This window comes from Pseudoxanthomonas sp. Root630 (assembly GCF_001427585.1).
GTDB lineage: Bacteria > Pseudomonadota > Gammaproteobacteria > Xanthomonadales > Xanthomonadaceae > Pseudoxanthomonas_A.
The window spans coordinates 52,418-76,717 of record NZ_LMGY01000008.1 but is presented as its reverse complement, the minus strand read 5'-3'; the positions used below and the strand labels follow the sequence as shown (position 1 = coordinate 76,717).

The following is a 24,300-nucleotide window of genomic DNA, read 5'->3' as shown; positions in this document are numbered from 1 at the left end:
ATGGGATCGAAGGGCGAACTGCTCCGCACCCTCACTTCGGTCTCTAGCGGGAAATCGGCGGGAATCGGCGTGCCCACTATGGGACTGAAATGGCGGAGAGAGTGGGATTCGAACCCACGGTAGGCTTACACCTACGGCAGTTTTCAAGACTGCTGCCTTAAACCACTCGGCCATCTCTCCGTTTTCTGGAACTGCCCGCGACCCCGTCGTGGTGCATCGCCGCCCTGCCCCGCGGCGCGACCGGCCCCTTGCAGGCCGGAACGCATTTTCGCACGAACCCCGCGGCCGTGGCCTACGAGGCTTTCTTCACCTTGGCGGCCTTGGCGTTGTCGATGGCGACCGCGATCGCCTTTTCCTTCTCCTCGGCGCACTTGCCGCCGCAATCCAGGCGCGAGGACTCGATCTGCTGCGGCAGATGCTCGGCCAGGAAATCGATGAACACCCGCACCGCCGGCAACATGCCCCGCCGCGAGGCGAACACCGCGTGGCAGATGCCTTGCGGCAGGCTCCATTCCGGCAGCACGACTTCGAGCTCGCCCTTGCGCACGGCCTCGGCGCAGACCGTCTCCGGCAACAGCGTGATGCCGTAACCGTCCTTCGCCATCGACTGCAGCAGCGGGAAATCGAACCCGGCCAAGCGCGGATTGAGCTCGATCCGGCGCACTTCGCCGTCGGGCCCGTGCAGCTCCCAACGCTGGCGCGCCTCGTCCTCGCTGATGCTCAGCGTCACGTGCTCGGCCAGGTCTTCCGGCACCTTCGGGCGGCCGGCGCGGTTGAGGTACTTCGGGCTGGCGACCAGCAGCTCCTGGATCTGGCCGAAGCTGCGCATCACCAGGCTGCCGTCGTCGTCGAGCTTGGCGCGCACACGCAGCGCCACGTCGTAACCCTCGTTGATGATGTCCACGCGGCGGTTGTTGACGTGCAACTGCAGCCGCACCTTCGGGTACTTGTCGAGGAAGGCCGGCAGGATCTTCGGCAACTGCATCTGCGCCACGGCCACCGGCACGCTGACGCGGACCACGCCGCGCGGTTCCGCACTGAGGCGATCCACCACTTCGCGAGCGGCCTGCGCTTCGGCCAGCATCGTCTGCGCATGGCGGTGCACGCTCATGCCTACGTCCGTCACCGCGAAGCGGCGCGTCGAACGTTGCAGCAGGCGCACGCCCAGGTCGGTCTCCAACTGGCTGATGCGCCGGCTGAGACGGGACTTGGGAATGCCCAGCGCGCGCTCGGCCGCGGCGAACCCGCCGTGGTCCACCACCATGGCGAAATAATAGAGATCGTTGAGGTCGTGCTGCATCTAGAGTTCCACCTATAGAACAATCAGTGACGTTTGACCACGTTTATCCCACCAATGCAACGACCTAGAGTGTGCCCCAACGCGGTCGAGGCCGCATCCGCCCCGGAGACACTCCATGAAACTATTGCATATCGACAGCAGCGCCCTGGCCGCCAATTCGGTCAGCCGCCAGCTCACCGCCGCCATCGTAGCCCGTTGGCAGGACAGCATGCCCGGCCTGGAGGTCACCTACCGCGACCTCGACACCGACCCGCTGGTCCACCTGACCAATGCCGTACTGGGTGGGGGCGACACCGCCGCCGCACAAGCCGGCGAACAGGCCATGCAGGAATTCCTGGCCGCCGACGTCATCGTCCTGGGCGCCCCCCGCTACAACTTCGGCGTGCCCTCCACGCTGAAGGCCTGGATCGACCGCGTCGCCGTGGCCGGCCGCACCTTCAAGTACACCGAGAACGGCCCCGTGGGCCTGGCCGGCGGCAAGAAGGTCATCGTGGCCGAGGCCAGTGGTGGCGAGTACGCCGGCACCGCGATCGACTTCGTGGCGCCGTACCTGAAGCAGGTATTCGGCTTCCTGGGCATCACTGACGTGGAGTTCATCCGCGCCGAGCGCGTGGCCTACTCGCCCGAGCACAAGGCCGAGGCCATCGAAGCGGCGCTGGCCAGCATCCCGGTGCCGGTGCGCAAGGCCGCCTGAGCCGCCGCGGATCGAAGGACGGTGCCGGTATGCTGCCGGCACCCGTTCCTGCGACCTGCCGATGCCCGCCCGGAAAACCACCCCGGACCAGATCGACGCCCCGCAAGCGCTGGCCCTGCTGAAGGCAGCGGCCAGTGCGGAGCATCGCGCCGGGCTGGCGCGCTACGGCATTCCCGACACCCACGCGCTCGGCGTGCCGATGCGCGAGATCCAGGCACTGGGCAAGCGCATCGGGCGCCAGCCCGTGCTCGCGCAGCCACTGTGGGACAGCGGCATCTACGAGGCGCGTCTGCTGGTCGCGTTCATCGCGGATCCTGCGCAGCTCACCCCCACCCGGATGGACCGCTGGTGCCGCCAGTTCGACAACTGGGCGGTCTGCGACACGCTGTGCCTGCACCTGTTCGATCGCAGCCCGCATGCCTGGGGGCGGATCGACGCATGGGCGCGCAAGCGCGGCGAGTTCGAGAAACGCGCGGCCTTCGCGCTGTTGGCCGGGCTAGCGGTGCATGACCGCCACACGCCGGACGCGCCTTTCCGCAACGGCCTGGCCCTGGTGGACGCCGCGGCCGGCGACGAACGTAATTTCGTCAGCAAGGGCGTGAGCTGGGCACTGCGCGCCATCGGCCACCGCAACGCCGCACTGCATGCGCAGGCGATCGCGCTGGCGACTCAGCTGGCAGCGTCCGACGACGCGACGCGGCGCTGGGTCGGCAAGGACGCGCTACGCGACCTCAGTCGTGTGGCCGTGCGCACGAAAGTGGCGAAGGCGACCAAGGGACGCACGAAGAAAACCTGAAACCCCTCTCCCTGCGACGCGGGGAGAGAAGGGATACAACCTCAGGCGATCTGCCCGGCCCCGCCCATGTACGGGCGCAGCACCTCAGGCACGGTGATCGAGCCGTCGGCGTTCTGGTAGTTCTCCATCACCGCGATCAGCGCACGACCCACGGCGGTGCCGGAACCGTTGAGCGTATGCACGGGCTCGGGCTTGCCGGTAGCCGGATTGCGCCAGCGCGCCTGCATGCGGCGCGCCTGGAAGTCCTCGCAGTTGGAGCACGAGGAAATCTCGCGGTAGGTGTCCTGCGACGGCAACCAGACTTCCAGGTCGAAGGTCTTGGTGGCGCCGAAGCCCATGTCGCCCGTGCACAGCAGCATGCGGCGGTACGGCAGGCCCAGCTTCTCCAGCACGGTTTCGGCGGCGCGGGTCATGCGCTCCTGCTCGTCGTAGCTTTCCGACGGGCGCGCGATGGAAACCAGTTCCACCTTCTCGAACTGGTGCTGGCGGATCATGCCGCGTACATCACGACCGCCACTGCCGGCTTCGGAGCGGAAGCACATCGAATGCGCCGTCATGCGCAGCGGCAGACGGGCGTCGTCGAGGATCTCGTCGCGGACGATGTTGGTCAGCGGCACTTCGGAGGTCGGGATCAGGTAGCGCTTGTGCTCGCCCAGCTCGGTGGAGAACAGGTCTTCCTCGAACTTCGGCAACTGGCCGGTACCCCGCATCGAATCGGCGTTGACGATCACCGGCACGCTGGTCTCTTCGTAGCCGTGCTCGTTGGTGTGCAGGTCGAGCATGAACTGCGCCAGCGCGCGGTGCAGGCGGGCCAGCTGGCCGCGCAGCACGGTGAAGCGCGCGCCGGACAGCTTGGCGGCGGTGTCGGCGTCGAGCCAGCCGTGGCGGGCGCCAAGCTCCACGTGGTCCTTCACGTCGAAGTCGAACGCGCGCGGGGTACCCCAGCGGTGTTGTTCGACATTGCCGGCCTCGTCGCTGCCCACCGGCACGCTGGCGTGCGGCAGGTTGGGAATGCCCAGGGCGATGGCTTCGATCTCGGCACGGATCTCGTCCAGCTTCACTTCCGAGGCCTTCAGCTCGTCGCCGAAGCCGGCCACTTCCGCCATCAGCGCGGCCACGTCCTCGCCCTTGGCCTTGGCCTGGCCTATGGCCTTGGAACGGGTGTTGCGCAGGTTCTGCAGTTCCTCGGTGCGCTTCTGGATCTGCTTGCGCGAGGCTTCCAGGTCGGCGATGCGGGACACGTCCAGGTCGAAGCCGCGGCTCTCCTTGAGGCGCTGGGCGAGTTCGGCGAGTTCGGCGGGTTGGGTGCGGAGCAGGACGGGATCGAGCATGGAAACAGCGGTCTGGCGAGGGAAGCCGGCATTATCGCCCAATCGCGACCGGTTGCCCGTGCGTTTAACGCCGGCTGTGCAAGAATCGGCGCGACCTTCCCGGTGACTCCCATGTCGGCCCCGCAACAGAACGACCCGCACTTCACCTTCCGCCTGCCCCGCACCGCCCTGCGCAACGCCGCCATCGCCTTCGGCGCCGGCCTGCTGCTCTTCGTGATCGTCTGGTGGGCCAGCCGCGACGACGGGTTCTACACCGCCGCGCCCACGCTCCCCGGCAAGGCCGCCCCCATCGAGGCGCTCCCCGAACCGCTGTCCACGGGCGACGGCGCCAGCGGCATGGAAGAACCGGCCGCGCGCCCGGCCAGCGAGGAGCGCCCGCAGCTGGTCGAAGAAAAGCCGATGCCGACCCCGGTGGAGGAAGCGACTGCGCCTATCGCGCCGACGGAAGCCACCCCGGCCGCCGCGGGCGTCACCCTGGCCCCCGGCGACGTGCCGGTCCCGATTCCGGGCCAGACCCCTGCCCCCGAATATCCGCAGGCCGCGATGCGCAACGGCGACCAGGGCACGGTGATGGTGCGCGTGGAAGTCGGCACCGATGGCGTGCCGCTGTCGGTCGATGTCGCCCAGCGCAGCGGATCGCGCGATCTGGATCGCGCGGCCGTCGATGCCGTCCGCCAGTGGCGCTTCCAGCCCGCCCAGCGGGATGGCCAGGCGGTGGTCGGTGCGGTGACCGTGCCGATCGATTTCAAGATGCGGTGAGCATTCCGGCGCCGTAGCCGCCATGTGCGCAGAGGCTTCGTGTCCCGATGACCATACTGATGGTGGGGTTCGTCATCTGCGTCGTCGCGCTCGGCGGCTTCTGGCTGCTGTATGGCGTGGTCGTCTGCACGCGACTGGTGGACGACGGCGTCGACGTCACCGACGAGCATGAGTGGGATCCGATCTTCCGCAACTGGCCCACCGCCCAGTTGCGCGCTTATCGTGAACAGCTGAGGCCAGAAGAAACCACGCGCTGGTTCAACTGGTATCTCTTGAACGCACGATCGATCCTCCGCCTTCTTGCCTTTGCATATTTCATCGTGCTGATCACGGTGATGCTCGGTAACCAGACGCCCCACGCACGAGCCTGAATCGCCGTTTCAATACCTGAATTGAAACCCGCTCGCTTCACCGCTCGCTCACGCAACGCATACATCGCTACGCAAAGACTCGGCCCCGTTCCAACGCGGAACCCACAACGCGAAACGGAGGTTCATATGTCGATGCCCACCAACAACGAATACCGCACGCCGGATACCGTCGAAGACACCACGGCGGAACCGCGCCGCACCACCTCGCCCGTGCTGCTGATGCTGCTCGCCTTCGCGGTCACCGCCGCGGGCCTGGTGTGGTGGACACAGTCGCGCCATGCCGGCAACGAAACGCCGGTCGCGGCGCTGCCTGCCCCGGTAGCCGACGACGCCACCACCACGCCGGCCAGCGAACGTGCTGCCGCGACCGAGCGCAAGCGCGCCGAGCGCACCGCGGCCGCACGCCCGGCGTCGATCAGCCGCGATGCCCGCCCGCTCGCCGGCAACGCCGAGCCGAAGTACCCGGCCTCGATGCTGCGCGCCGGCGTCGGCGGCACCGTCGTGGTGCTGGCCGAGGTCGATGCCCAGGGCAACCCGATCGACGTGCGCGTCGTCGGACGTAGCGGTGAACGCGATCTCGATCGCGCCGCCGTGAGCGCCGTGCGCCAGTGGCGCTTCGAGCCGGCCCTGCGCAACGGCAAGGCGATCGCCACCAGCGTGAAGGTGCCGGTGGACTTCAAGCCCATCTAAGCGCCGCACCGCTCCCCACATGGAGCTGACGAGGAAAGGAAAGGGGGACGCGGGCAGGCGTCCCCCTTTTCCATTCGACAAGCGGAATACAGCGGTTGTGGGAGCGACGTAAGTCGCGAAGCACTGCTGCAGTGGGTCATCGCGACTTACGTCGCTCGCACATCACACCCCTGCCTCCGGGCCTCACCCCTTCCGCAACGCGAACCCCGCCCCCGTCGCCAGCCCGTCGTAATTCGGGAACGAGGTCGCCACGTTCGCCACGTCGCCGATGCGCACCTCGCCGGCAGCGAGCTGGCCTGCGATCGAGAACGCCATCGCGATGCGGTGGTCGCCGTGGGAATCGACGGCGCCGCCCTGCAACGGACCGGGGAAGATCGTGGCGCCATCCGGTGTTTCGTCCACGCGCAGGCCGAGCGCGCGCAGGCCATTGGCCATGCTGGCGAGGCGGTCGGATTCCTTCACGCGCAATTCCGCGGCGCCACGCACGACGGTGGGGCCATCTGCCGCCGCAGCCGCGACGAACAGCGCCGGGAACTCATCGATCATGTCCGGCACCAGTGCTTCCGGCACTTCGATGCCGCGCAATGGCGCGTGGCGCACGACCAGGTCCGCCACCGGTTCGCCACCATGCTCACTGGCGTTTTCTTCGGTGATGTCGGCGCCCATCAGGCGCAGCGCCTGCAGCAGGCCGGTGCGGCGCGGGTTCAGGCCGACCGCGCGCAGGCGCAGTTCCGAACCGGGAATGATGCTGGCCGCGACGAGGAAGAACGCCGCCGACGAGAAATCGGCCGGCACCGCGATGTCGGTCGCCTTCAGGCGCTGCCCGCCGCGCAGGCGCGCGAAGCCGGGCGAAAACGCGATGTCGACGCCGAACGCCTTCAGCATGCGCTCGGTGTAGTCGCGGGTGGGATGCGGCTCACGCACCACCGTTTCGCCTTCCGCGTACAGGCCAGCCAGCAGCACGGCCGATTTCACCTGGGCGCTGGCGACTTCCAGCGTGTAGTCGATGCCGGAAAGGGCCTGCCCGCCATGGATGCGCAACGGCGGGAGGCCGCCTTCTTCGGTATCGATACGCGCGCCCATCGTCGAGAGCGGCCCGGTGACGCGGCGCATGGGACGCTTGGACAGCGATTCGTCGCCGATGAGCACGCTGTCGAATCGCTGCGCGGCCAGCAGACCGGCCAGCAAGCGCATGCCGGTGCCGGCGTTGCCGCAATCCAACGTACCGTCCGCGGCCTTCAGACCATCGACACCCACGCCATGTACGACGCGGCGCGACGGCGAGGGGGTCTCCATCTGCACGCCGAGGCGCGAGAAGATCGCGGCGGTGGCGCGGGTGTCTTCGCCTTCCAGGAAGCCGTCGATCGTCGACGTGCCGTCGGCCAGGGCGGCGAACATCACCGCACGATGCGATACCGACTTGTCGCCGGGGATGTCCAGGGTGCCGCGCAGCGCGCGGCCGGCGGAGGCGATCCAGTCTTGCTTGCTGCTCATCAGGTCTCTCGGTTCATCGGCCCATCCGCGGGCCCGGGCAAAGGATCAGGGCACCGCGACCGGGTACGACCCCAGCACCTTGATCTGCGCCGAATGCTGTTTCAGTTCCGCCAGTGCCTGCTTCATCGCCTCGTCGTCGATGTGGCCGGCAAGATCGATGAAGAAGCCGTACTCCCACTTGGCGTGGTGCGACGGCCGCGACTCGATCCGGTTCATGCTGATGCCATGGCGCGCGAACGGACTGAGCACATCGAACAGCGCGCCGGGCTTGTCGTGGATGAAGACCAGCACCGAGGTGCGGTCGTGCCCCGACGGCGGGAAGATGCTGCGGCCGATCACCAGGAAGCGCGTGGTGTTGTCCTTGTCGTCCTGGATCGGGCTCATGACGACCTTCTTCAGGCCGTACACGTGGGCCGCGCTCTCGCCACCAATGGCCGCGGCATCGTCGTTGCCGCGCGCGCGGCGGGCGCCTTCGGCGTTGCTCGACACCGGCACCTTCTCCACCTTCGGCAGGTTCGCGCGCAACCAGCCCGCGGTCTGCGCGAACGACTGCGGGTGCGCGTAGATGCGCTCGATGTCGTCGATGCGGCCCGTGCGCGACATCAGGAACTGGTGCACGCGCAGCTCGACTTCGCCGCAGATCTTCAGGTCGGAGGTCAGGAACATGTCCAGGGTGATCTGGATGGTGCCCTGCCCCGAGTTCTCCACCGGCACCACGCCGAAGTCGGCGTTGCCGCTGGCCACTTCCTGGAACACTTCCTCGATGCTCGCCAGCGGCAGGCCATGTGCCGAGCGACCGAAATGCTTCAGCACCGCCTGCTGGCTGAAGGTGCCTTCCGGGCCGAGGTAACCGATCTTGAGCGGCTCCTGCTGCGCCAGGCAGGCGGACATGATCTCGCGGAAGACATGCACCAGTACTTCGTCGCTGAGCGGACCTTCGTTGCGGTCCACCACCATGCGCAGCACCTGCGCTTCGCGTTCCGGACGGTAGTAGTCCACGGCGGCGGCCAGCTTGCCCTTGGCCTTGCCGACCTGGTGGGCGAAGACGGCGCGTTCGGCGATCAGGGACTGGATCTGGCGATCGATGCCGTCGATCTTGGCGCGCACGTCGGACAACACCGGCGCGGGCGTCGCCTCGGTCTTCTTGCCCGCGGCGGGCTTGGCGGTCTTCTTCGGCTTGCTGGGTTTGGATGCCATGGGGTTTTCCGTAGTCCCGTCGCCTCCCCGTGGGAGCGACGTAAGTCGCGAAAGGTTACCGGTAACGCTTCATCGCGACTTGCGTCGCTCCCACATCGGGATGATGCGGTCGATTCATCCGTTGCGCTGCTGGAAGTCGCGCATGAACTGCACCAGCGCCTGTGCGCCTTCCACCGGCAAGGCGTTGTACAGCGAGGCGCGGATGCCGCCGACCGCCTTGTGGCCCTTCAGCGCCAGCAAGCCGGCCGCCTTGGATTCGGCCACGAAGCGCGCGTTGAGCGCTTCGTCCGGCAGGAAGAACGGGATGTTCATCCGCGACCGCGCCGCCGGCGCCACTTCGTTGCGGTAGAAGCCGCCGGACGCGTCGATGGCGTCGTAGACGAACGAGGACTTCAGCGCATTCCTGCGCGCGAATTCCTCGACCCCGCCTTCGGCCAGCATCCACTTGAACACCAGGCCGGCGAGATACCAGTTCCAGGTCGGCGGCGTGTTGAGCATGGAGTCGCGCGCGGCGTGCGAGCGGTAATCGAAGATGTCGGCGCGTGGCTGGCCGCTGCGCTCGAACAGGTCCTTGCGGATGATCACCACCGCCACGCCTACCGGGCCCAGGTTCTTCTGCGCACCGGCGTAGATCACGCCGTATTTCGATACGTCCAGCGGTTCCGAGGCGATCGAGGAGCTGAAATCGGCGAACAGCGGCACCTCGCCCACGTCCGGGGTATCGCGGAACTCGACGCCGTGGATGGTCTCGTTCGCGGTGATGTGCACGTAGGCGGCACCGGGCGTGAGGTTCCAACTGTCCCGCGGCGGGATGTCGTGGAAGCCGCCCGCTTCGCCGTCGGCCGCGATGTTGACCGTGCAGTACGGCTTGGCCTGCTTGATCGCGGTCTTGCCCCAGTGGCCGGTCACCACGTAGTCGACCACCTGGCCGGGACCGGCGAAGTTCAGTGCCAGCAGCGCCTGGTGGGTGGTGGCACCGCCGGACAGGAACAGCACCGCATAGTCGTCCGGGATGCCGACCAGCCGGCGCAGGTCCGCTTCGGCCTCGGCCGCCACTGCAATGAAATCCTGGCTGCGGTGGCTGATTTCCACGATGGACGCGCCGATGCCGTTCCAGTCGAGCATCTCGGCCTGGGCCTGCCGCAACACCGATTCGGGCAAGGTGGCGGGGCCGGCACTGAAGTTGAACGCGCGCGTCATGGGGCACCTGGTGGAATGAACCCCTAGTATGCCGCAGCGCATCAGTTGCAGGGGCAACCAGCACGGAAAGCATCTCTTTCCCCGCGCCATGCGTACTACCCTGTGGAAGCTGCCTTGCCCGTGAACCATTCCCCGGTCTGCGGGTCGAACGTGTTCCCCAGGAGGAACCCTCCCATGTCGTTGCGCGATGCCTTGCGGATCCCTGCTTCGCAGATCACCGACGAAGCCGTCTACCTCGAACGCCGGCGCTTGCTGCAGACGCTGGCGGCGGTCCCGGCCCTCGCCCTCGCCGGCTGCGCCGAGGCCGAACCACCCGCGCCACCCAAGGTCACGGTGACGCCGGAACAGGCGCGGTCGGGCTTCCGCACGGCGGAAACCCTGACCCGCTACGAAGACGTCAGCAGCTACAACAACTTCTACGAGTTCGGCACCGGCAAGGCCGACCCCTCGACCGCACGCAAGACGTTGAAGACCTCGCCCTGGTCGGTGGTGGTGGCGGGCGAATGCGCCAAGCCGGGGCGGATCGCGTTCGAGGACCTGCTGAAGGGACTGACCCCGGAGGAGCGCGTCTATCGGCTGCGCTGCGTGGAAGGCTGGTCGATGGTGGTCCCGTGGCTGGGCGTTCCGCTGGGCGAGGTGCTGAAGAAGTTCCAGCCCACCGCCAAGGCCAAGTACGTCGCCTTCACCACCCTGGCCGATCCGGTGCAGATGCCGGGCGTGCGCTATCGCTCGATCAACTGGCCCTACCGCGAGGGCCTGCGCATCGACGAAGCGATGCACCCGCTCACCCTGCTGGCCACCGGCCTGTACGGCAAGCCGCTGCCGCAGCAGAACGGCGCCCCGTTGCGGTTGGTGGTGCCGTGGAAGTACGGCTTCAAGAGCATCAAGTCGATCGTGGAGATCAGGTTCGTCGAACGCATGCCCGAGACGGCGTGGCACGACCTGCAGCCGTCCGAGTACGGCTTCTTTTCCAACGTCAACCCGAACGTGGACCATCCCCGCTGGAGCCAGAAGACCGAGCGGCGCATCGCCGGCACCCAGAGCAAGCTGTTCGCCGAACGCATTCCCACGCGCCTGTTCAATGGCTACGCCGACCAGGTCGCCTCGCTGTATGCCGGGCTGGACCTGAAGAAGTGGTACTGAGCCGCGCCGATGCGTAAGGCCTCCCCTGCGCTGGTCGCCGCGAAGACGGCCGTCCACGCGCTCGCGCTGGTGCCGCTGGGCATCCTGGCGTGGCAGTTCGTCGATGTCTGGCGGACCGGCAGCGATGCGCTCGGCGCGGATCCGGTGGCGGAGATCGAACACCGCACGGGCCTGTGGGCGCTGCGCCTGCTGATGGTGGCGCTGGCGATCACACCGCTACGCCAACTCACCGGCCAACCGGTGCTGCTGCGCTTCCGCAGGATGATCGGGCTGTACGCCTTCTTCTACGCGAGCGTGCACCTGGCGGCCTACCTGGCGCTGGACCTGCGCGGCTACTGGACGCAGATCTTCGAAGAGATCGTCAAGCGCCCCTACATCACCGTCGGGTTCACCGCGTGGCTGCTGCTGGTGCCGCTGGCGATCACCTCGACGCAGGGCTGGATGCGGCGCCTCGGCCGGCGCTGGGGCCAGTTGCACAAGCTGGTCTACGCGATCGGCGTGCTGGCCGTGCTGCACTTCTGGTGGCTGGTGAAATCCGACATCCGCGAACCGTTGCTCTATGCGGGCATCCTGGCGGGGCTGCTGGGCTGGCGTCTGTGGAAAGCCTTCAACCGGCGCCGAACAGCAGCAACGCGCTGAGCGCGGCCGCCATCAGCAACGCCGCGAGCAGCAACCAGGGCCAGCGACGGACGGACGGGATGGCCGGGCGCGCGCGCGCCTGATCCGCTGGTGGCTCATCGTCCGCTTCCGCGGCGAAGGCGTCGTTCCCCTGCGCACTCGGCGCCCACGGCACCTCCAGCACGAAGCGGTGCTGCGCGTCGAACACCACCTGGTCGCCCGCCACCAACAGCGCATCGCGCACGGCGACGCCGTTCACGCGGGAGCCGTCGGCCGAACCCAGGTCGCGCAGCAGCACGCGGTCGCCGCGAAGCTCCAGCCGCGCGTGCCGCTCGGCGAAGGTCGGGTCGTCCACGCGGATGTCGGCGTCGCGGGCGCGGCCCACGATGCACGGGTGCTCCAGCGACACGCTGCGGCCGTGGTACTTGCCCCCCAGGCCTCTCAGGACTACGCGGGCATCACCTTGACCGGCATCGGCGTCGCGCACGTCGGTGGCCGACTGGAAGCCCGACTGCAACAGCAGCTCCACGCCTTCCACATACACCGCGTCGCCGGGTCGCAGCACCGCCATTCGCTTAACGGGCCTGCCGTTGATGTGCACTCCGCGCATGCCATTGGCGACCTGCAACCAGAGACCGCGGCGGTCCACGCAGATCTGCGCGAGCAGTGCGCCCTGCAAGGCATCGCCGACCCCGATGGTGCCAGCCGCTTCGCGCACGATGCGGTGCACGCCGGTGGTCAGCGGCCGGTCGGGCGAAGGACGGTTGGTGAAGTGAAGTCGGAGGTTCTGCACGCGGCGTGAGCCTATCAGGTTGGCGCACGCACGGCAGCCCCGGCTTGGCATCGCACGCCGCGACTGCGCACAATACCGGCGAACCGAGGGAGCCCACGCATGGCCAGCATCGACATCCAGCACGCGCATTCCAAGTCCCCGAAACAGGCCCGCAAGGCGGTCGAGGATGTGGCCAGGAAGCTGTCCGAGCGCTTCGACATGGACTACGGCTGGGACGGCGACACGCTGAACTTCAGCCGCTCCGGTGTGGAAGGCAAGATCGCGTTGCTGGCCGACAAACTTCGCGTCACCGCGAACCTGGGCTTCCTGCTGTCGGCGATGAAGGGGCCGATCGAAGCCGAGATCCGCCGGGTGCTGAGCGAAAAGTTCGACTGAGGATCAATCGCGGAACGGATCGGGATCGGCCGCGAACAGGCGGTGCGAGATGGTCCGCTCCGCGTTCTCGATGTCGCGCACGAACGCCTTGCCGTCGCCCAATGCGGCGAAGGCCGCGAATCCCCGCTCCAGGAACCCCTGCAGCTCGCCCAGGCCGGTGGCCTTGGCCGGTCCGCGCGACAGTTTGAGCAGGGTAGCCACGCCCGGCGTCTTCACCGCCTGCGCCAGGCCCACGCCCACCTCCGCGATCAGGTCGATCTGGTGCCCCCGCAGGCGCGGCAGGCCGACCTCGCGATAGGCGCGCCCATAGAGGTCGGCATCCAGCTTGCGACGGTTGGGCGCCAGCCGATGCAGGGCCTCCGCCATCCGCATGTCCAGGGCATGGGTCAGCGCCCCCAGTTCGATGCCATGGGCCACTGTCTCCAGCACCGCTCCCGGCAGCAGGCGCTGCATCATCGGCATGACCTTGGCCACGTTGGCATCGCGGCGGCTGAAATCGTGGTCGCCGTAGACGTCGGTCAGGAAAAACATCGCCGCGGCGCGGCGCCGGGGGTCGTTCAGGAAGTGGGTGAAGCTGGTTTCCAGCCGCGCGGCCTGCCAGCGCCTCAACTCGGGCAACCAGCGCAGCCGGTTCCGCGGCTCGACGTCCGGGTCATGCAGCGCCAGGTGCCAGGCCAGCCGCCTGCCCACGCGTTCGATCAGCGGATTTCCTCGGGCCATGGGTGACATGATCCTGGCCGGCCGGGCGCGCCGCAACCCGCTTGCGGGTCGGCTACACTCGGGCGGCAAGGTCATCACGGGTAGTACATGCTTTCGATCCACAGCGCGCGGCAACGGGGCCACAACGGCAAGATCGGGCTGGCCATCGCCGGCGGTGGCCCCATCGGCGGCATGTACGAACTCGGCGCGCTGCGTGCCCTGGACGAAGCGCTCGACGGCCTGGACCTGACCCGGATGGACTGCTACGTGGGCGTCAGCTCCGGCGCCTTCCTCGCGGCGGGCCTGGCCAACCGGATGGGCACCGCGGAGATGTGCCGCATCTTCATCACCGGCACCAGCGACGACGCCGAGTTCCGCCCCGAAACCTTCCTGCGCCCGAACGTCAGCGAGTACCTGCGTCGCGCCGCCAGCCTCCCCGGGCTGTATGCCGACTGGCTGTCGCGCCTGGTCCGCAACCCGCGCCGTGCCACGCGCTGGTCGGATCTCTTCCTGCGCTTCGGCGGCCTGGTGCCGACCGGCATTTTCGACAACGAGGAAGTCGAGCGCTTCCTGCGCGACATTTTCAGCCGGCGCGGCCGCAGCAACGATTTCCGCACACTCGACGCGGACCTGTTCGTGGTCGCGGTGGACCTGGATAGCGGCGAGGCGGTGCGCTTCGGCGAAGAGGGCTGGGACGACATCCCGATCTCGCGCGCCGTGCAGGCCAGTTCCGCCCTGCCCGGCCTGTACCCGCCGGTGGAGATCGGCGGCCGCCACTTCCTCGACGGCGCGCTGCGCCGCACGATGCACGCCAGCACCGTGCTGGACCGCGGCATCGACCTGATGATCGGCATCAATCCGCTGGTGCCGTTCGACGCCAACCAGGCCACGCCGCAGGCGGACGAAGCCGAGCAGGTCGGCCTGGCGAGCGGCGGACTGCCCGCCGTCCTGTCGCAGACCCTGCGCACCCTGCTGCAGTCGCGCATGCAGATCGGCATGGAGAAGTACCCGCACCGGTACCCGGACATCGACCAGTTGGTGTTCGAACCCAACTCGGACGACAGCGAGCTGTTCTTCACCAACCTCTTCAGCTTCTCTTCGCGCCACCGCGTCTGCCAGCTGGCCTACCGCAACACACTGGCCGACCTGCGCAAGCGCGCCGCCGTGCTCAAGCCGATGCTGGCCGCGCACGGCATCCGCTACAACGACGACATCGTCAACGACCGCCACCGCTCGATCCTCGACGGCCTGGACGTGACCCCGCGCATGACCGAGACCACCGCCCGCCTGCGCCGGGCGCTGGACGATGTGGACCAGCTGGTTTCCAGCCGCCGCGCCGCCCGTCGCACCTGACCCGATCACGGGCACGTCACCGGCTGGTGTGAAAGCTCTAGACAGCGCTCCGATTCTGGCGCGCAATCCCTGCCACCACACTCCGACGGAACGCCATGGCCACGCTGAAGAAATCCGCACGCAAGAAAACCGCATCCGCTTCCTCCTCGAGCAACGACCACCTGCAGGCCCAGGCCGAGCAACTCTCCAAGCGCCTGGGCGAATCCGCACAGCAGGTGTGGCTCGCCGGCGTCGGCGCTTTCGGGCGCGCGCAGGCCGAAGGCACCAAGCTGTTCGAAACGCTGGTGAAGGAAGGCCTCTCGCTGGAGCAGGTAACGCGCAAGGCCGCTGGCGGCAAGGCACAGGCGATGCGCGATGCCGTCGAAACCACGGTGGGCCAGGCCCGCGAGCGCGCGTCGGATACCTGGGATCGCCTTGAAAAGGTCTTCGAGGAGCGCGTGCATCGCGCCCTGCGCCGCCTGGAAGTGCCGAGCCGCGAAGACCTCTCCGCCCTGATCGATCGCGTGGACGCACTCAATGGCGAACTGCGCAAGCTGGGCGGCGCTCCGGCAGCGAAGGCGACCAAAGCCCGCAAGGCCGCGACCGCCAAAAAACCGGCACCTGCGGCGAAGAAAACGCCCGCCAAACGTGCATCGCGCAAGAAGGCTGCACCATAAGGCGGCATATGCTTTTTCGTGTGCTTTCCTGAATAAAATTTTGTTGCACGGCACCATCGAATGGCGTAACAATCATTCCAGCCCGCCAGTCCATCGAAGTTCGTTTGCTCCCCTCCCCTTACGGCTTCGGACTGGCGGGCTTTTCCATGCCCGTCGACAAGACATCCGTCGTCCCGCACTGACGCCAGCAACAGACAGTCCCCGGCGCGCCGGGTAGAATCGCGGCTTCGAACAACAAAAACGCCTCCGCGACGCATGTCCATCTGGCTCCTTGGCCTGGCCGTCACCCTGGTGACCGGCATCGCGGCAACCGCCTACCTCTGGCTGGTCCGCCGTCCCCACGATGAAATGTCCTACGGCCTGCACGCGCTGTCGGGCCTGCGCTGGCGCGAGTTCTCGCGGCTGGTCCTGTCGGCCATGGAACGTCGGGGCCTGTCCGAAGCCAGTCCCGAACCGCACGAAACCCGCGAGCCGCAGTCCACCTTCCTGCTGGCCCGGGGCGATGAGCGCTGGCTGCTCTCGTGCAAGCACGGCTCGGCCTATCGCATTGCGGCCGCACCGGTGCTCGAGCTGGCCGCCAGCATCCGCCTGGGCGCCGCGCATGGCGGCATCCTCGCCACCGAAGGCAATGTGGAAAAAGAAGGCCGCGATGCGGCCCAGGGCAACAACATCGAAGTCCTGGACGGTCCCCGCCTGTGGCCCGAGGTCGTGGACCTGATCGAACCGAGCCTGCGCGAACAGGTGGTGGCCTATGCGGCCGCCCGTGCCAAACGCCACATCGGTATCGCCTGGTTCGGTGCCCTCGCATTCGGTGCGGCGGCCATGGCGACCTGGTCGGGCCAGCAGGCCGCATCCTCTCCGGTCGAGCGCGCCGCGCCTGCCACTCCGCCGGCGACGTCCACGCCGGTCGCGCCTGTCCCGGCGCCCGTGGCGGCAGGCAACTTCCAGGAACCCACCGAAGAAGAACTGGAAGCGCAGATGCGCGAGGTGTTGAAGGCGCTCGCCAAGACACCCGGCATCACCCGCGGCGTGTGGCAGACCAAGCTGACCCTGAGCGTGGACCGCATCGCCAGCGAGAAGGACGTCTGGCCATGGATCTGCCTGGAACTGGAACGCTATCCCGCCCTGCGCACCTCCCGCGTGCAGCTCAACCCGCCACCGGGCAGCAACGAACCGGTGCGCTGGCGCCAGTGCAAGAACATGTAGGGAGTCGTACCGCGACACTTCGTCGCTGTGCGCACCGCCTGCGTATCGGGATGATGGCTGCACCGCTCCGTTCGCCTGCCCGATGACCGACGTTTCCGACCCCACGCCTTACGACCGCATCGGCGGCGAAGCCGGCCTGCGCCGGATGACACAGCGGATGTATGCGCTGATGGACGCGCTGCCGGAAGCGGCCGCCGTGCGCGCGCAACATCCCGCATCACTCGAAGGCAGCGAGCAGAAGCTGTTCGAGTTCCTCAGCGGCTGGCTGGGCGGACCCCCACTGTTCACCCAGAAACACGGCGCACCGATGCTGCGCGCACGTCACCTGCCCTTCCGGATCGGGATGGCCGAAGCCAGCGGCTGGCTGGCCTGCTTCCATGGCGCCATGACCGAGACGGTGGAAGACGCTGACTTGCGCGACTTCATCTGGTCGCGGATCGAACCGCTCGCGATGCACATGCGCAACCTGCAGGCGGTGCCGCTGCGGTGGAGTGATCCGCAGAACACCTGACGCGGCGTTCCTGGAACCACTGGCGGCGATGCACTGCTACCAGTGCACGCCCCGCATCAGCGACGCAAACGCGATCTGCTCCTGGCTCGGCGCGGCTTCCTTCAGTGCCTTGCGGTCGCCCTTGGCGGCGGCCGAGTCCGGGAACAGCTCGAACGCGGTGTTCATCACCACTTCGTAGGCCTTCGGCGCGACGGCATTGACCAGCGCCGCGAAAATGCCCAGCCGGGTGGCGATGCGGCTGGGCTTCTCGATGATCGCCTTGACCAGCAGATCGGCCGCCTCTTCCGGCGAAAGGGTCGGCACGCTGTCGTACATCTTGGTGGGGGCGATCATCGGCGTCTTCACCAGCGGCATGTTGATGGTGGTGAAGCTGATGCCCTTGCCCGACAGTTCGCCCTGCGCGCAGCGACTGAACGCATCCAGCGCGGCCTTCGATGCGACATAGGCCGAGAAACGCGGGGAATTGGCCAGCACGCCGATCGAACTGATGTTGATGATGTGGCCCTTGCGGCGCTCGGTCATCTTCGGCAGGAAGCCCATGATCAGGCGGATGCTGCCGAAATAGTTCAGCTGCATCGTGCGTTCGAAATCATGGAAACGATCGTAACTGGCCTCGATGGAGCGACGGATCGAGCGGCCGGCATTGTTGATGAGAATGTCGACGTGGCCGTGCTCGTCCAGCACGGTCTTCACCAGCCGGTCGCAGTCCGCCATGTCGGCAAGGTCGGCGGTGTAGGCGAACACCTTGCCGCCCGCCTTCTTCATCTCGTCGCGGGCCTTGAACAATTCTTCCTCGCCGCGCGCCACGATGATCGTGGTGGCGCCGGCTTCGGCGACGCGCTGCGCGGTGGACAGGCCGATGCCCGACGAACCGCCGGTGATCACCACGACCTTGTTGCGCACCTTGCCCTTCAGCGAACGGTCGACGAACAGGTCCGGGTCCAGGTGGCGCTCCCAGTAATCCCACAGGCGCCACGCGTATTCGTCCAGGCGCGGCACGGCAATGCCGCTGCCCTTCAGCGCCCGCTCCGTTTCGCGACTGTCGAAGCGCGTCGGATAGGTGATGAACTTCAGCACTTCCTTCGGGATCTTGAAGTCGCGCAGCAGCATGCCGATGAAGCGCCGCACCGGCGGAAGGTTGCCCACGGCCATGCGGATGCTGCCGGGCACGAAGGCGAACATGCGCGCGTCGATGCGCATGGTCATTTCCGGCGCGTGGCCGGCGCGGCAGAAGGTGTTGAGCACTTCGCCGACGCGCATCGGCTCCGGATCGGTCAGGTGGAAGGTGTGGCCGTCCAGCTTCGGCTTGTGCGCGATGTGGTCCATGGCGTCGGCGACGAAATCCACCGGCACGATGTTGATTCGCCCGCCTTCGATACCGAGCACCGGCACCCACTGCGGCAGCAACTCGCGCAGTTTCTTGATCAGGGTGAAGAAGTAGTACGGCCCATCGATCTTGTCGATCTCGCCCGTCCTGGAGTGGCCGACCACCATGCCCGGGCGGTAGATGCGCCACTTGATCCGCTTCTCCTTGCGCACGAGCCCCTCGGATTCGTGCTTGGTCCGCAGGTAGGGATCGTCGAGGCCCTCGGCTTCGTCGAACATGTCCTCGCGGAAAATGCCGGGGTACAGGCCCGCGGCCGCGATGGAACTGGTGTGATGGAAGCAGCCCGCCTTCAGCGCGGCAGCGAGGTCCAGCGCATGCTGGGTACCGTCGATGTTGGCCGCCTGCTGCGCTTCGCGGGTGGCGGTCAGGTCGTAGATGGCCGCCAGGTGGAAGAAATGCTTCACCTTGCCGCTCAGAGTACGCAGTTGGGCGGGCGTCAGTCCGCACTTGGGCTTGGTCATGTCGCCGTGCACCACGGACACGCGCTTCATGTCCCAGCCAGCCTTCTTGGCGATGGCGTCGAACTTCTTCTGCGAGTCCTTCCGGACCAGCACGTGGACCGTCCCGCTGCGCTTGAGGAGGTTGCCGACCAGGTAGCGGCCTATGAATCCCGTGGCGCCCGTGACGAAATAGCTCATGACGACCCATCCCTCGAGTTGTGTGGGCAAGCCCCTCCGACCGCCCTGCGGCCTAACTTGCCAGAGCCGTTGCGGTTCGACAATCCCGCCGCGGATTGACCGCCTGCACTACCCGTGGTGTGATGGCCGCGATCACTGGGAGGGATCATCCATGGCAGATCTGAAGACCGCGTTCGACCAGGCATCCAAGGACATCCAGACGCTGTCCGAGCGCCCCGACAACGACACCCTGCTGCGACTCTACGGGCTGTACAAACAGGGCTCGGAAGGCGACGTCAAAGGCGACAAGCCGGGCTTCTTCGACTTCGTCGGCACCGCCAAGTACGAAGCCTGGGCCAAGCTGAAGGGCACCGCGCCCGAGGACGCCCAGAAGAAGTACGTGGACCTGGTGAAGAAACTCACCGCGTAGTGGCGCGCGATACCCGCCAGCGCATTCTCGAAGCCGCCCTGGCGATGTTCAACACGCAGGGCGAGCCGCACGTCACGACGAACCACATCGCCGACGAGCTGGAGATCAGCCCCGGCAACCTGTATTACCACTTCCGTAACAAGGACGACATCATCGAGCAGCTCTTCGCCCGCTACGAAGAGCGCATGGATGCCGCCCTCACCCCGCCCACCGATCGCCTGCCCGGACTGGAAGACATCTGGCTGCAGTTGCACCTGGTGTTCGAGTGCATCTGGGATTACCGGTTCCTGTACCGCGACCTGGTCGAAATCCTGAGCCGCAACCGACGCCTGCGCCTGCGCTTCGCCCGCATCCTCAAGCGCGCGGACGACAGCGCGCTGGCGGTGATGCGCGGCATGGGCCATGCCGGCGTGATGCGCGCCTCCGCCGCCGAACTGGCCGCCACCGCCACCAACGTGCTGGTGGTGTCCACCTTCTGGTTGAACTACGCCTCGGCACGCGGGGAGAAGGACGAGCAGGCCGCGATCCGCCAGGGCATCGTGCAGGTGATGATGCTGGTAGCACCGTTCCTGCGCGATGCCGAACGCGTACACCTGAACACGCTGACGCAGGCCTATACCGCCTAGCTCTGTCCTGCCTGTGGGAGGGGCTTCAGCCCCGAAGCTTTCCCGTCGGGTTGGCGAGGACTTTCAAGAAGAGCTTCGGGGCTGAAGCCCCTCCTACAGGAGCTCCGGGGAACCAGGGATCAAGCCATCGCCAACGCGTCGCCGAGCCGGGCCGATGCCGCACGCAGCTGCGGCAGCAGGCCGCGATCGTCGAGCACCTCGAAATCCGGCCCCACCAGGGCCATCAGCGCGAGCAACGCCTCCACCGACTCCGCGCCCAGCTCCAGCACGCAGTGGTGCGCATCGCCGGCTTCCAGAATGCCGCACCACGGCGGCACGCGCGTGGCCTGTTCCTCGATGGGTCCCGGCAACCGCAATCGCACCTGGAAGCGCGTGAACGGTTGGGTGATCGATTTGGCGACGTAGTCGGCCACATCGCCCGGGAATGCGCGCGGCGGGAACTGCGTGCCGGTGTCGTGCAGCGCCTGCACGCGGTCGACCCGGAAGGTACGCCAGTCCTCGCGCTTGAGATCCCAGGCCACGAGGTACCAGCGGCTGCCCGTGTGCACGAGCCGCAAGGGCTCAATCAGGCGCTCGCTCGCCTTCTGGCTGCGGTCGCGGTACTGCATGCGCAGCCTGAATCCGTCCCGGCACGCGCCGGCGATGCGCAGGAGCGCATCCACGTCCGAGGTAGGCGCACCGCCCGCCAGCGACAGCGTGACCGAATACAGCGCACTCGCGCGCTTGCGCAGGCGGGCCGGCAGCCACTGGTCCAGCTTGGACAGCAGGCGCAGCGAGGTGTCCTCCATCCGCCCCACGCTGGCCGCCGCGGTCCGCAGTGCGACGGCGACGGCCACCGCCTCGTCGTCTTCCAGCAAGACGGGCGGCATCGCGCTGCCGGACCCCAGTCGATAGCCGCCGCCGAGGCCAGGGGAAGCATCGACGGGATACCCGAGTTCACGCAGCCGCTCGACATCGCGGCGCAGGGTACGGCGATCGATGTCCAGCCGCTGGCTCAGTTCCGCGCCCGTCCAGTGACGACGCGACTGCATCAGCGACAACAGGCGGAGCAGGCGATTGGAGGTGCTGAGCATGGACGCAGTATGGCGCCTATTGCGGACTGATTCTGTCCTCGATGGACGCCAGACTGGCCCCTCATCCCGAAGGAAGCATGCGTCCATGGCGATCCAGACCTATCGCGGAAGCTGCCATTGCGGTGCAATCCGCTACGAAGCGGACCTCGACCTGGCCGCGGGCAGCGGCCGCTGCAACTGCTCGATCTGCACCAAGACGCGATTCTGGGGCGTCGTCGTGCGGCCGGACGCCTTCCGCCTGCTCCAGGGCGAGGACGACCTCGGCCGGTACCGGTTCGGCACCCATGCCACGGAGCACCTGTTCTGCCGGCACTGCGGCGTCAAATCGTTCGGCCGGGGCGAGCTGGAGGTGCTGGGCGGCCGGTACGTCTCGGTGAACCTGGCCTGCCTGGACGACGTGGCGCCGGAGACCCTGGCCCAGGTGCCGATCCGCTACTTCAACGGGCGCGACAACGACTGGTTCTCGGAGCCGACGGTCACGCAACACATCTAGATGAACGAAAACGCCCCGGCAAGCCGGGGCGTCGAGGTCGTGCCGGCCATTGGCTCAGGCGCGGCGCGTGCGGCGGGCCGCCGGTTTGCGCGGCGCCGGCTTGCGGGTGGCCTTGGCACGCGCGGGGGCCGCCTTGCGGCTACGCGCAGCCTTGCGCGCGGGCTTCTTCTTCAAGCCGAGCTTCACCAGCACCGGCTCCAGCCGTGCTTCCACGTCGGCACTGAACTGGCCGACGCGGGCTTCGCCCTGCTCGCGGACATCGGCCAGGCGGCCGAGCACATCGCGCTGCGTGGTGTTGGCGAACGTGGCGGCCTGCTGGCGCGCGGCATCGAGTCGCTGGGTCGCATCCGCGACCGCGGCCAGGGTTTCGCGACGGCTGACGGCGATCAGGCCCAGTCCTGCCAGCCACACGTGGCGCAGGGTCGGCTCAAGGGGTTTGCGGGCATTCTTCTTGGTGGCCATGTTCAGTTCCACGTGCCGCACCACGGTGGCCGGCTTCGATGAAGCGATGCTGTCCCGGCGGCGTCGAGCAATCACACTATTGGCCGCTCTCCGCTCGGATTGCGTAGGGGTTGCCTGAAGATGGCGTTCGCCGCCATGCTCGCGACATCCTGGGAGGGACGACCGATGGCAGCGAAGTCTTCGAAGTGGGCCCCGTTTCCGCACGACGCCAAGGCCTACGCCTACGCAGGCGACGCCTTGGAGAAAGCCTGGCCCGCCCTGCATGCGGGCGACCAGGAACCCTACCCCGACGACAAGCGCGCCAAGGCGCTGATCGCCGCCGCCGGCAAGGGCGCCAAGGGCATCACGGCCGACGATCTGGCCCGGCAGCTGCAGGACGCATGGCGCGCCTTCCACCGCGGCGACTTCCAGGCCGCCTACGAGGCCGGCGAGGCGCTGGGGCCGTTGGGCGCGTCCGCGGCGGTGAAGGCCATCGGCATCCACGCCACCTATCTCGTGGACGACGAAGCCGAACAGCTCAAGCGCTTCGAGCAGGGCGCCAAGCTCGCCGAGGCCGCGATCAAGGCGCTGCCCGATGAAGCCAACAGTCACTATCGCCATGCCTTCGCGCTGGGCCGCTACAGCCAGGGGCTGAGCATCGCCAAGGCGCTCAAGCAAGGCATCGCCGGCAAGGTGCGCGCGTCGCTGGACGCCGCGCTCGAGCGGGCGCCGAAGCACGCCGAGGCGCACACCGCGCTGGCGCTCTACCACGCGGAGATCATCGGCAAGATCGGCGCGATGATCGGCGGCCTGACCTACGGTGCCAAGGCCAGCGAGGCCGAATCCCACATCAAGACCGCGCTGAAACTGACGCCCGACTCCCCTATCGCGCACGTCGAGTACGCCAACGTGCTGATGCTCCTGCATGGGGACAAGAAGGAAGACGCTGCCGCCGCCGCCTTCGAGAAGGCCGGCAAGCTCAAGCCCCGCGACGCGATGGAAGCGTTGGACGCGGCGCATGCCAATGCGCAGATCGAATAGCAAGGCGACGCTCGCGCTCGCGGTGGCCCTGCTGGCTGCCAGCGCGACGCTCGAGGCGCAGGTCGTCGCGCCTGCCTCCCCTGTTCCTCCGTCGCTCCCCCAGGCGACGGACACCTTGCTGGATGCACTGACCTGCCGGACGTCCCCTGCGGACATCCCCGCGCTGTTGCCACGGCTGCGACGCGAACGCCCTGCCGAATTCGTGCAGACCGAGCGCCAGTACGGAACGCCGAAAATGGATCTCTACCGACTCGACGAGTCCGTGGACGCATGGGGCAACGAGGGTGATGCGATCGTCATCACCGACAATCGCGTGCTGCTGCTGGTGGACGCGCCCATCGACACGGCCAGCACGCGCCTGGAGCAATCGCTCGCGGACAGCCGCGACGCACCGCTCTCCGGTGCGCTCGACGACCTGCATGCGCTGGTCGTCTACGCCGGCGAACACTCCGGCATGCAGGGACGCACGCTGATCGGGTGCGAGTACCGCACGCCCGGTCTTTCGCTGCTCGCCAATCCCGACGACGCCTGGCGCATCACGACGCCTTAGGCCGTCTGGCGCGCACCGCCGCGCCCCCTGTTCCGTTCCAACCGAACCCGCAGGGCGCGATGCCGTCCGCGTGCCCGCGCGGGCGGCCTTAACGGCACCTCCCGCGCCTTCTTTAGGGCCGCCGTCACGTTTTCCACCCTCTGCCGAAACGCCTGTCCTGCAGCGGTTTCCGGCGCCTAACACATTTTTTCGCGCGCGCCCTAAAGGTTTTTTTGGCAGCGCCGTTATTCATTTCGCAACACGAAGACGACTAGCCCAACAAAACAAACCGGCAGCGTCTTTTCCCTTCAACGCCGTGAATCCAAATAAGAGGAGACGAACATGGCACAGGTAATCAACACGAACACGATGTCGCTCAACGCTCAGCGCAACCTGAGCACCAGCGGCGCTTCTCTGGCCACCACCATCCAGCGTCTGTCGTCGGGTCTGCGCATCAACAGCGCCAAGGACGACGCC

General features: G+C 67.5%; 27 protein-coding genes, 1 tRNA gene and 1 pseudogene. 18 read left to right on the top strand and 11 right to left on the bottom strand.

Going from position 1 to position 24,300, the window contains the following annotated elements; genetic code table 11:
• Positions 1-90: 90 nt before the first annotated feature.
• Both ASD72_RS05955 and ASD72_RS05950 read right to left on the bottom strand, forming a co-directional pair.
• Positions 91-180 (bottom strand) — tRNA-Ser (locus ASD72_RS05955).
• A 112-nt stretch (positions 181-292) separates the two neighbouring features.
• The gene (locus tag ASD72_RS05950) at positions 293-1,300 is read right to left on the bottom strand and encodes a LysR family transcriptional regulator (protein WP_056879026.1); all 1,008 of its coding nucleotides are present in this window, start codon (positions 1,298-1,300) and stop codon (positions 293-295) included.
• A gap of 115 nt (positions 1,301-1,415) precedes the next feature.
• Here ASD72_RS05950 and ASD72_RS05945 point away from each other — a divergent pair, with 115 nt between their 5' ends.
• Positions 1,416-1,994: an NAD(P)H-dependent oxidoreductase gene (locus ASD72_RS05945; RefSeq protein ID WP_056879025.1), complete on the top strand. Its 579-nt coding sequence runs from the start codon at positions 1,416-1,418 to the stop codon at positions 1,992-1,994.
• Between the two features lie 61 nt (positions 1,995-2,055).
• Positions 2,056-2,790: a DNA alkylation repair protein gene (locus ASD72_RS05940; RefSeq protein WP_081420174.1), complete on the top strand. Its 735-nt coding sequence runs from the start codon at positions 2,056-2,058 to the stop codon at positions 2,788-2,790.
• 41 nt (positions 2,791-2,831) lie between these two features.
• Here the strand turns inward: ASD72_RS05940 and serS are convergent, their stop codons facing one another.
• Positions 2,832-4,121: a serine--tRNA ligase gene (serS, locus tag ASD72_RS05935; protein WP_056879024.1), complete on the bottom strand. Its 1,290-nt coding sequence runs from the start codon at positions 4,119-4,121 to the stop codon at positions 2,832-2,834.
• Positions 4,122-4,232: 111 nt separating this feature from the next.
• On the opposite strand from serS, the gene ASD72_RS05930 reads away from it, so the two are divergent.
• The 3 genes from ASD72_RS05930 to ASD72_RS05920 all read left to right on the top strand — a co-directional run bounded on the left by ASD72_RS05930 (position 4,233) and on the right by ASD72_RS05920 (position 5,941).
• On the top strand, positions 4,233-4,880 hold the full coding sequence (locus tag ASD72_RS05930; RefSeq protein WP_056879023.1) for an energy transducer TonB: 648 nt from the start codon (positions 4,233-4,235) through the stop codon (positions 4,878-4,880).
• A 47-nt stretch (positions 4,881-4,927) separates the two neighbouring features.
• Entirely contained in the window at positions 4,928-5,251 is a 324-nt protein-coding gene (locus ASD72_RS05925; RefSeq protein ID WP_056879022.1) for a hypothetical protein, read from the top strand.
• A gap of 126 nt (positions 5,252-5,377) precedes the next feature.
• The gene (locus ASD72_RS05920) at positions 5,378-5,941 is read left to right on the top strand and encodes an energy transducer TonB (RefSeq protein WP_056879021.1); all 564 of its coding nucleotides are present in this window, start codon (positions 5,378-5,380) and stop codon (positions 5,939-5,941) included.
• Between the two features lie 183 nt (positions 5,942-6,124).
• On the opposite strand, the gene aroA is transcribed toward ASD72_RS05920, so the two are convergent.
• The 3 genes from aroA to serC all read right to left on the bottom strand — a co-directional run bounded on the left by aroA (position 6,125) and on the right by serC (position 9,832).
• Positions 6,125-7,435, bottom strand: coding sequence for a 3-phosphoshikimate 1-carboxyvinyltransferase (gene aroA / locus ASD72_RS05915; protein WP_056879020.1), 1,311 nt, complete (start codon positions 7,433-7,435; stop codon positions 6,125-6,127).
• 45 nt (positions 7,436-7,480) lie between these two features.
• Positions 7,481-8,632 (bottom strand): prephenate dehydratase, encoded by a 1,152-nt coding sequence (gene pheA / locus ASD72_RS05910; RefSeq protein ID WP_056879019.1) that lies wholly within the window; start codon positions 8,630-8,632, stop codon positions 7,481-7,483.
• A 114-nt stretch (positions 8,633-8,746) separates the two neighbouring features.
• Positions 8,747-9,832 carry a phosphoserine transaminase gene (gene serC / locus ASD72_RS05905; RefSeq protein ID WP_056879018.1) on the bottom strand — a complete coding sequence of 362 codons (1,086 nt, stop codon included), beginning with the start codon at positions 9,830-9,832 and terminating at the stop codon, positions 8,747-8,749.
• Between the two features lie 174 nt (positions 9,833-10,006).
• On the opposite strand from serC, the gene msrP reads away from it, so the two are divergent.
• Positions 10,007-10,975 (top strand): protein-methionine-sulfoxide reductase catalytic subunit MsrP, encoded by a 969-nt coding sequence (gene msrP, locus ASD72_RS05900; protein WP_056879017.1) that lies wholly within the window; start codon positions 10,007-10,009, stop codon positions 10,973-10,975.
• A 9-nt stretch (positions 10,976-10,984) separates the two neighbouring features.
• A complete protein-coding gene (msrQ, locus tag ASD72_RS05895; protein ID WP_056879016.1) occupies positions 10,985-11,614 on the top strand; it encodes a protein-methionine-sulfoxide reductase heme-binding subunit MsrQ in 630 nt (209 codons plus the stop codon).
• Here the strand turns inward: msrQ and ASD72_RS05890 are convergent.
• Positions 11,583-12,386 (bottom strand): FHA domain-containing protein, encoded by an 804-nt coding sequence (locus ASD72_RS05890; RefSeq protein WP_056879015.1) that lies wholly within the window; start codon positions 12,384-12,386, stop codon positions 11,583-11,585. The genes msrQ and ASD72_RS05890 overlap by 32 nt on opposite strands.
• A gap of 99 nt (positions 12,387-12,485) precedes the next feature.
• On the opposite strand from ASD72_RS05890, the gene ASD72_RS05885 reads away from it, so the two are divergent.
• On the top strand, positions 12,486-12,761 hold the full coding sequence (locus ASD72_RS05885; RefSeq protein WP_056879014.1) for a polyhydroxyalkanoic acid system family protein: 276 nt from the start codon (positions 12,486-12,488) through the stop codon (positions 12,759-12,761).
• A gap of 3 nt (positions 12,762-12,764) precedes the next feature.
• On the opposite strand, the gene ASD72_RS05880 is transcribed toward ASD72_RS05885, so the two are convergent.
• Positions 12,765-13,481 carry a hypothetical protein gene (locus tag ASD72_RS05880; protein ID WP_056879013.1) on the bottom strand — a complete coding sequence of 239 codons (717 nt, stop codon included), beginning with the start codon at positions 13,479-13,481 and terminating at the stop codon, positions 12,765-12,767.
• 87 nt (positions 13,482-13,568) lie between these two features.
• On the opposite strand from ASD72_RS05880, the gene ASD72_RS05875 reads away from it, so the two are divergent.
• From ASD72_RS05875 to ASD72_RS05860, 4 genes are all read left to right on the top strand, one after another.
• The gene (locus tag ASD72_RS05875; RefSeq protein ID WP_056879012.1) at positions 13,569-14,813 is read left to right on the top strand and encodes a patatin-like phospholipase family protein; all 1,245 of its coding nucleotides are present in this window, start codon (positions 13,569-13,571) and stop codon (positions 14,811-14,813) included.
• A gap of 95 nt (positions 14,814-14,908) precedes the next feature.
• On the top strand, positions 14,909-15,469 hold the full coding sequence (locus ASD72_RS05870; RefSeq protein WP_056879011.1) for a phasin family protein: 561 nt from the start codon (positions 14,909-14,911) through the stop codon (positions 15,467-15,469).
• 255 nt (positions 15,470-15,724) lie between these two features.
• Positions 15,725-16,675 (top strand): restriction endonuclease, encoded by a 951-nt coding sequence (locus tag ASD72_RS05865; protein ID WP_056879010.1) that lies wholly within the window; start codon positions 15,725-15,727, stop codon positions 16,673-16,675.
• Between the two features lie 82 nt (positions 16,676-16,757).
• Complete coding sequence (locus ASD72_RS05860) at positions 16,758-17,186, top strand: group II truncated hemoglobin (RefSeq protein WP_056879009.1); 429 nt, start codon at positions 16,758-16,760, stop codon at positions 17,184-17,186.
• Positions 17,187-17,222: 36 nt separating this feature from the next.
• On the opposite strand, the gene ASD72_RS05855 is transcribed toward ASD72_RS05860, so the two are convergent.
• Positions 17,223-19,211 (bottom strand): SDR family oxidoreductase, encoded by a 1,989-nt coding sequence (locus tag ASD72_RS05855; RefSeq protein WP_056879008.1) that lies wholly within the window; start codon positions 19,209-19,211, stop codon positions 17,223-17,225.
• 151 nt (positions 19,212-19,362) lie between these two features.
• Here ASD72_RS05855 and ASD72_RS05850 point away from each other — a divergent pair, with 151 nt between their 5' ends.
• Positions 19,363-19,620: an acyl-CoA-binding protein gene (locus ASD72_RS05850; protein WP_056879007.1), complete on the top strand. Its 258-nt coding sequence runs from the start codon at positions 19,363-19,365 to the stop codon at positions 19,618-19,620.
• Complete coding sequence (locus ASD72_RS05845) at positions 19,620-20,246, top strand: TetR/AcrR family transcriptional regulator (RefSeq protein WP_056879006.1); 627 nt, start codon at positions 19,620-19,622, stop codon at positions 20,244-20,246. The genes ASD72_RS05850 and ASD72_RS05845 overlap by 1 nt, the downstream gene beginning before the upstream one ends.
• 119 nt (positions 20,247-20,365) lie before the next feature.
• Here the strand turns inward: ASD72_RS05845 and ASD72_RS05840 are convergent, their stop codons facing one another.
• Complete coding sequence (locus tag ASD72_RS05840) at positions 20,366-21,319, bottom strand: YafY family protein (protein WP_056879005.1); 954 nt, start codon at positions 21,317-21,319, stop codon at positions 20,366-20,368.
• Positions 21,320-21,404: 85 nt separating this feature from the next.
• Between ASD72_RS05840 and ASD72_RS05835 the strand changes: the two genes are divergently transcribed.
• The gene (locus ASD72_RS05835) at positions 21,405-21,812 is read left to right on the top strand and encodes a GFA family protein (RefSeq protein WP_056879004.1); all 408 of its coding nucleotides are present in this window, start codon (positions 21,405-21,407) and stop codon (positions 21,810-21,812) included.
• Positions 21,813-21,866: 54 nt separating this feature from the next.
• Here ASD72_RS05835 and ASD72_RS05830 read toward each other — a convergent pair whose 3' ends face one another.
• Positions 21,867-22,274, bottom strand: coding sequence for a hypothetical protein (locus ASD72_RS05830; protein ID WP_155944491.1), 408 nt, complete (start codon positions 22,272-22,274; stop codon positions 21,867-21,869).
• Positions 22,275-22,439: 165 nt separating this feature from the next.
• Between ASD72_RS05830 and ASD72_RS05825 the strand changes: the two genes are divergently transcribed.
• From ASD72_RS05825 to ASD72_RS21450, 3 genes and pseudogenes are all read left to right on the top strand, one after another.
• Positions 22,440-23,294, top strand: a complete 855-nt coding sequence (locus ASD72_RS05825; RefSeq protein WP_056879033.1) for a hypothetical protein — start codon at positions 22,440-22,442, stop codon at positions 23,292-23,294.
• Positions 23,278-23,844 carry a hypothetical protein gene (locus ASD72_RS05820; protein WP_056879002.1) on the top strand — a complete coding sequence of 189 codons (567 nt, stop codon included), beginning with the start codon at positions 23,278-23,280 and terminating at the stop codon, positions 23,842-23,844. Before ASD72_RS05825 ends, ASD72_RS05820 begins: the two co-directional genes overlap by 17 nt.
• 321 nt (positions 23,845-24,165) lie before the next feature.
• Positions 24,166-24,300, top strand: a pseudogene (locus ASD72_RS21450) (flagellin); the annotation flags it as partial.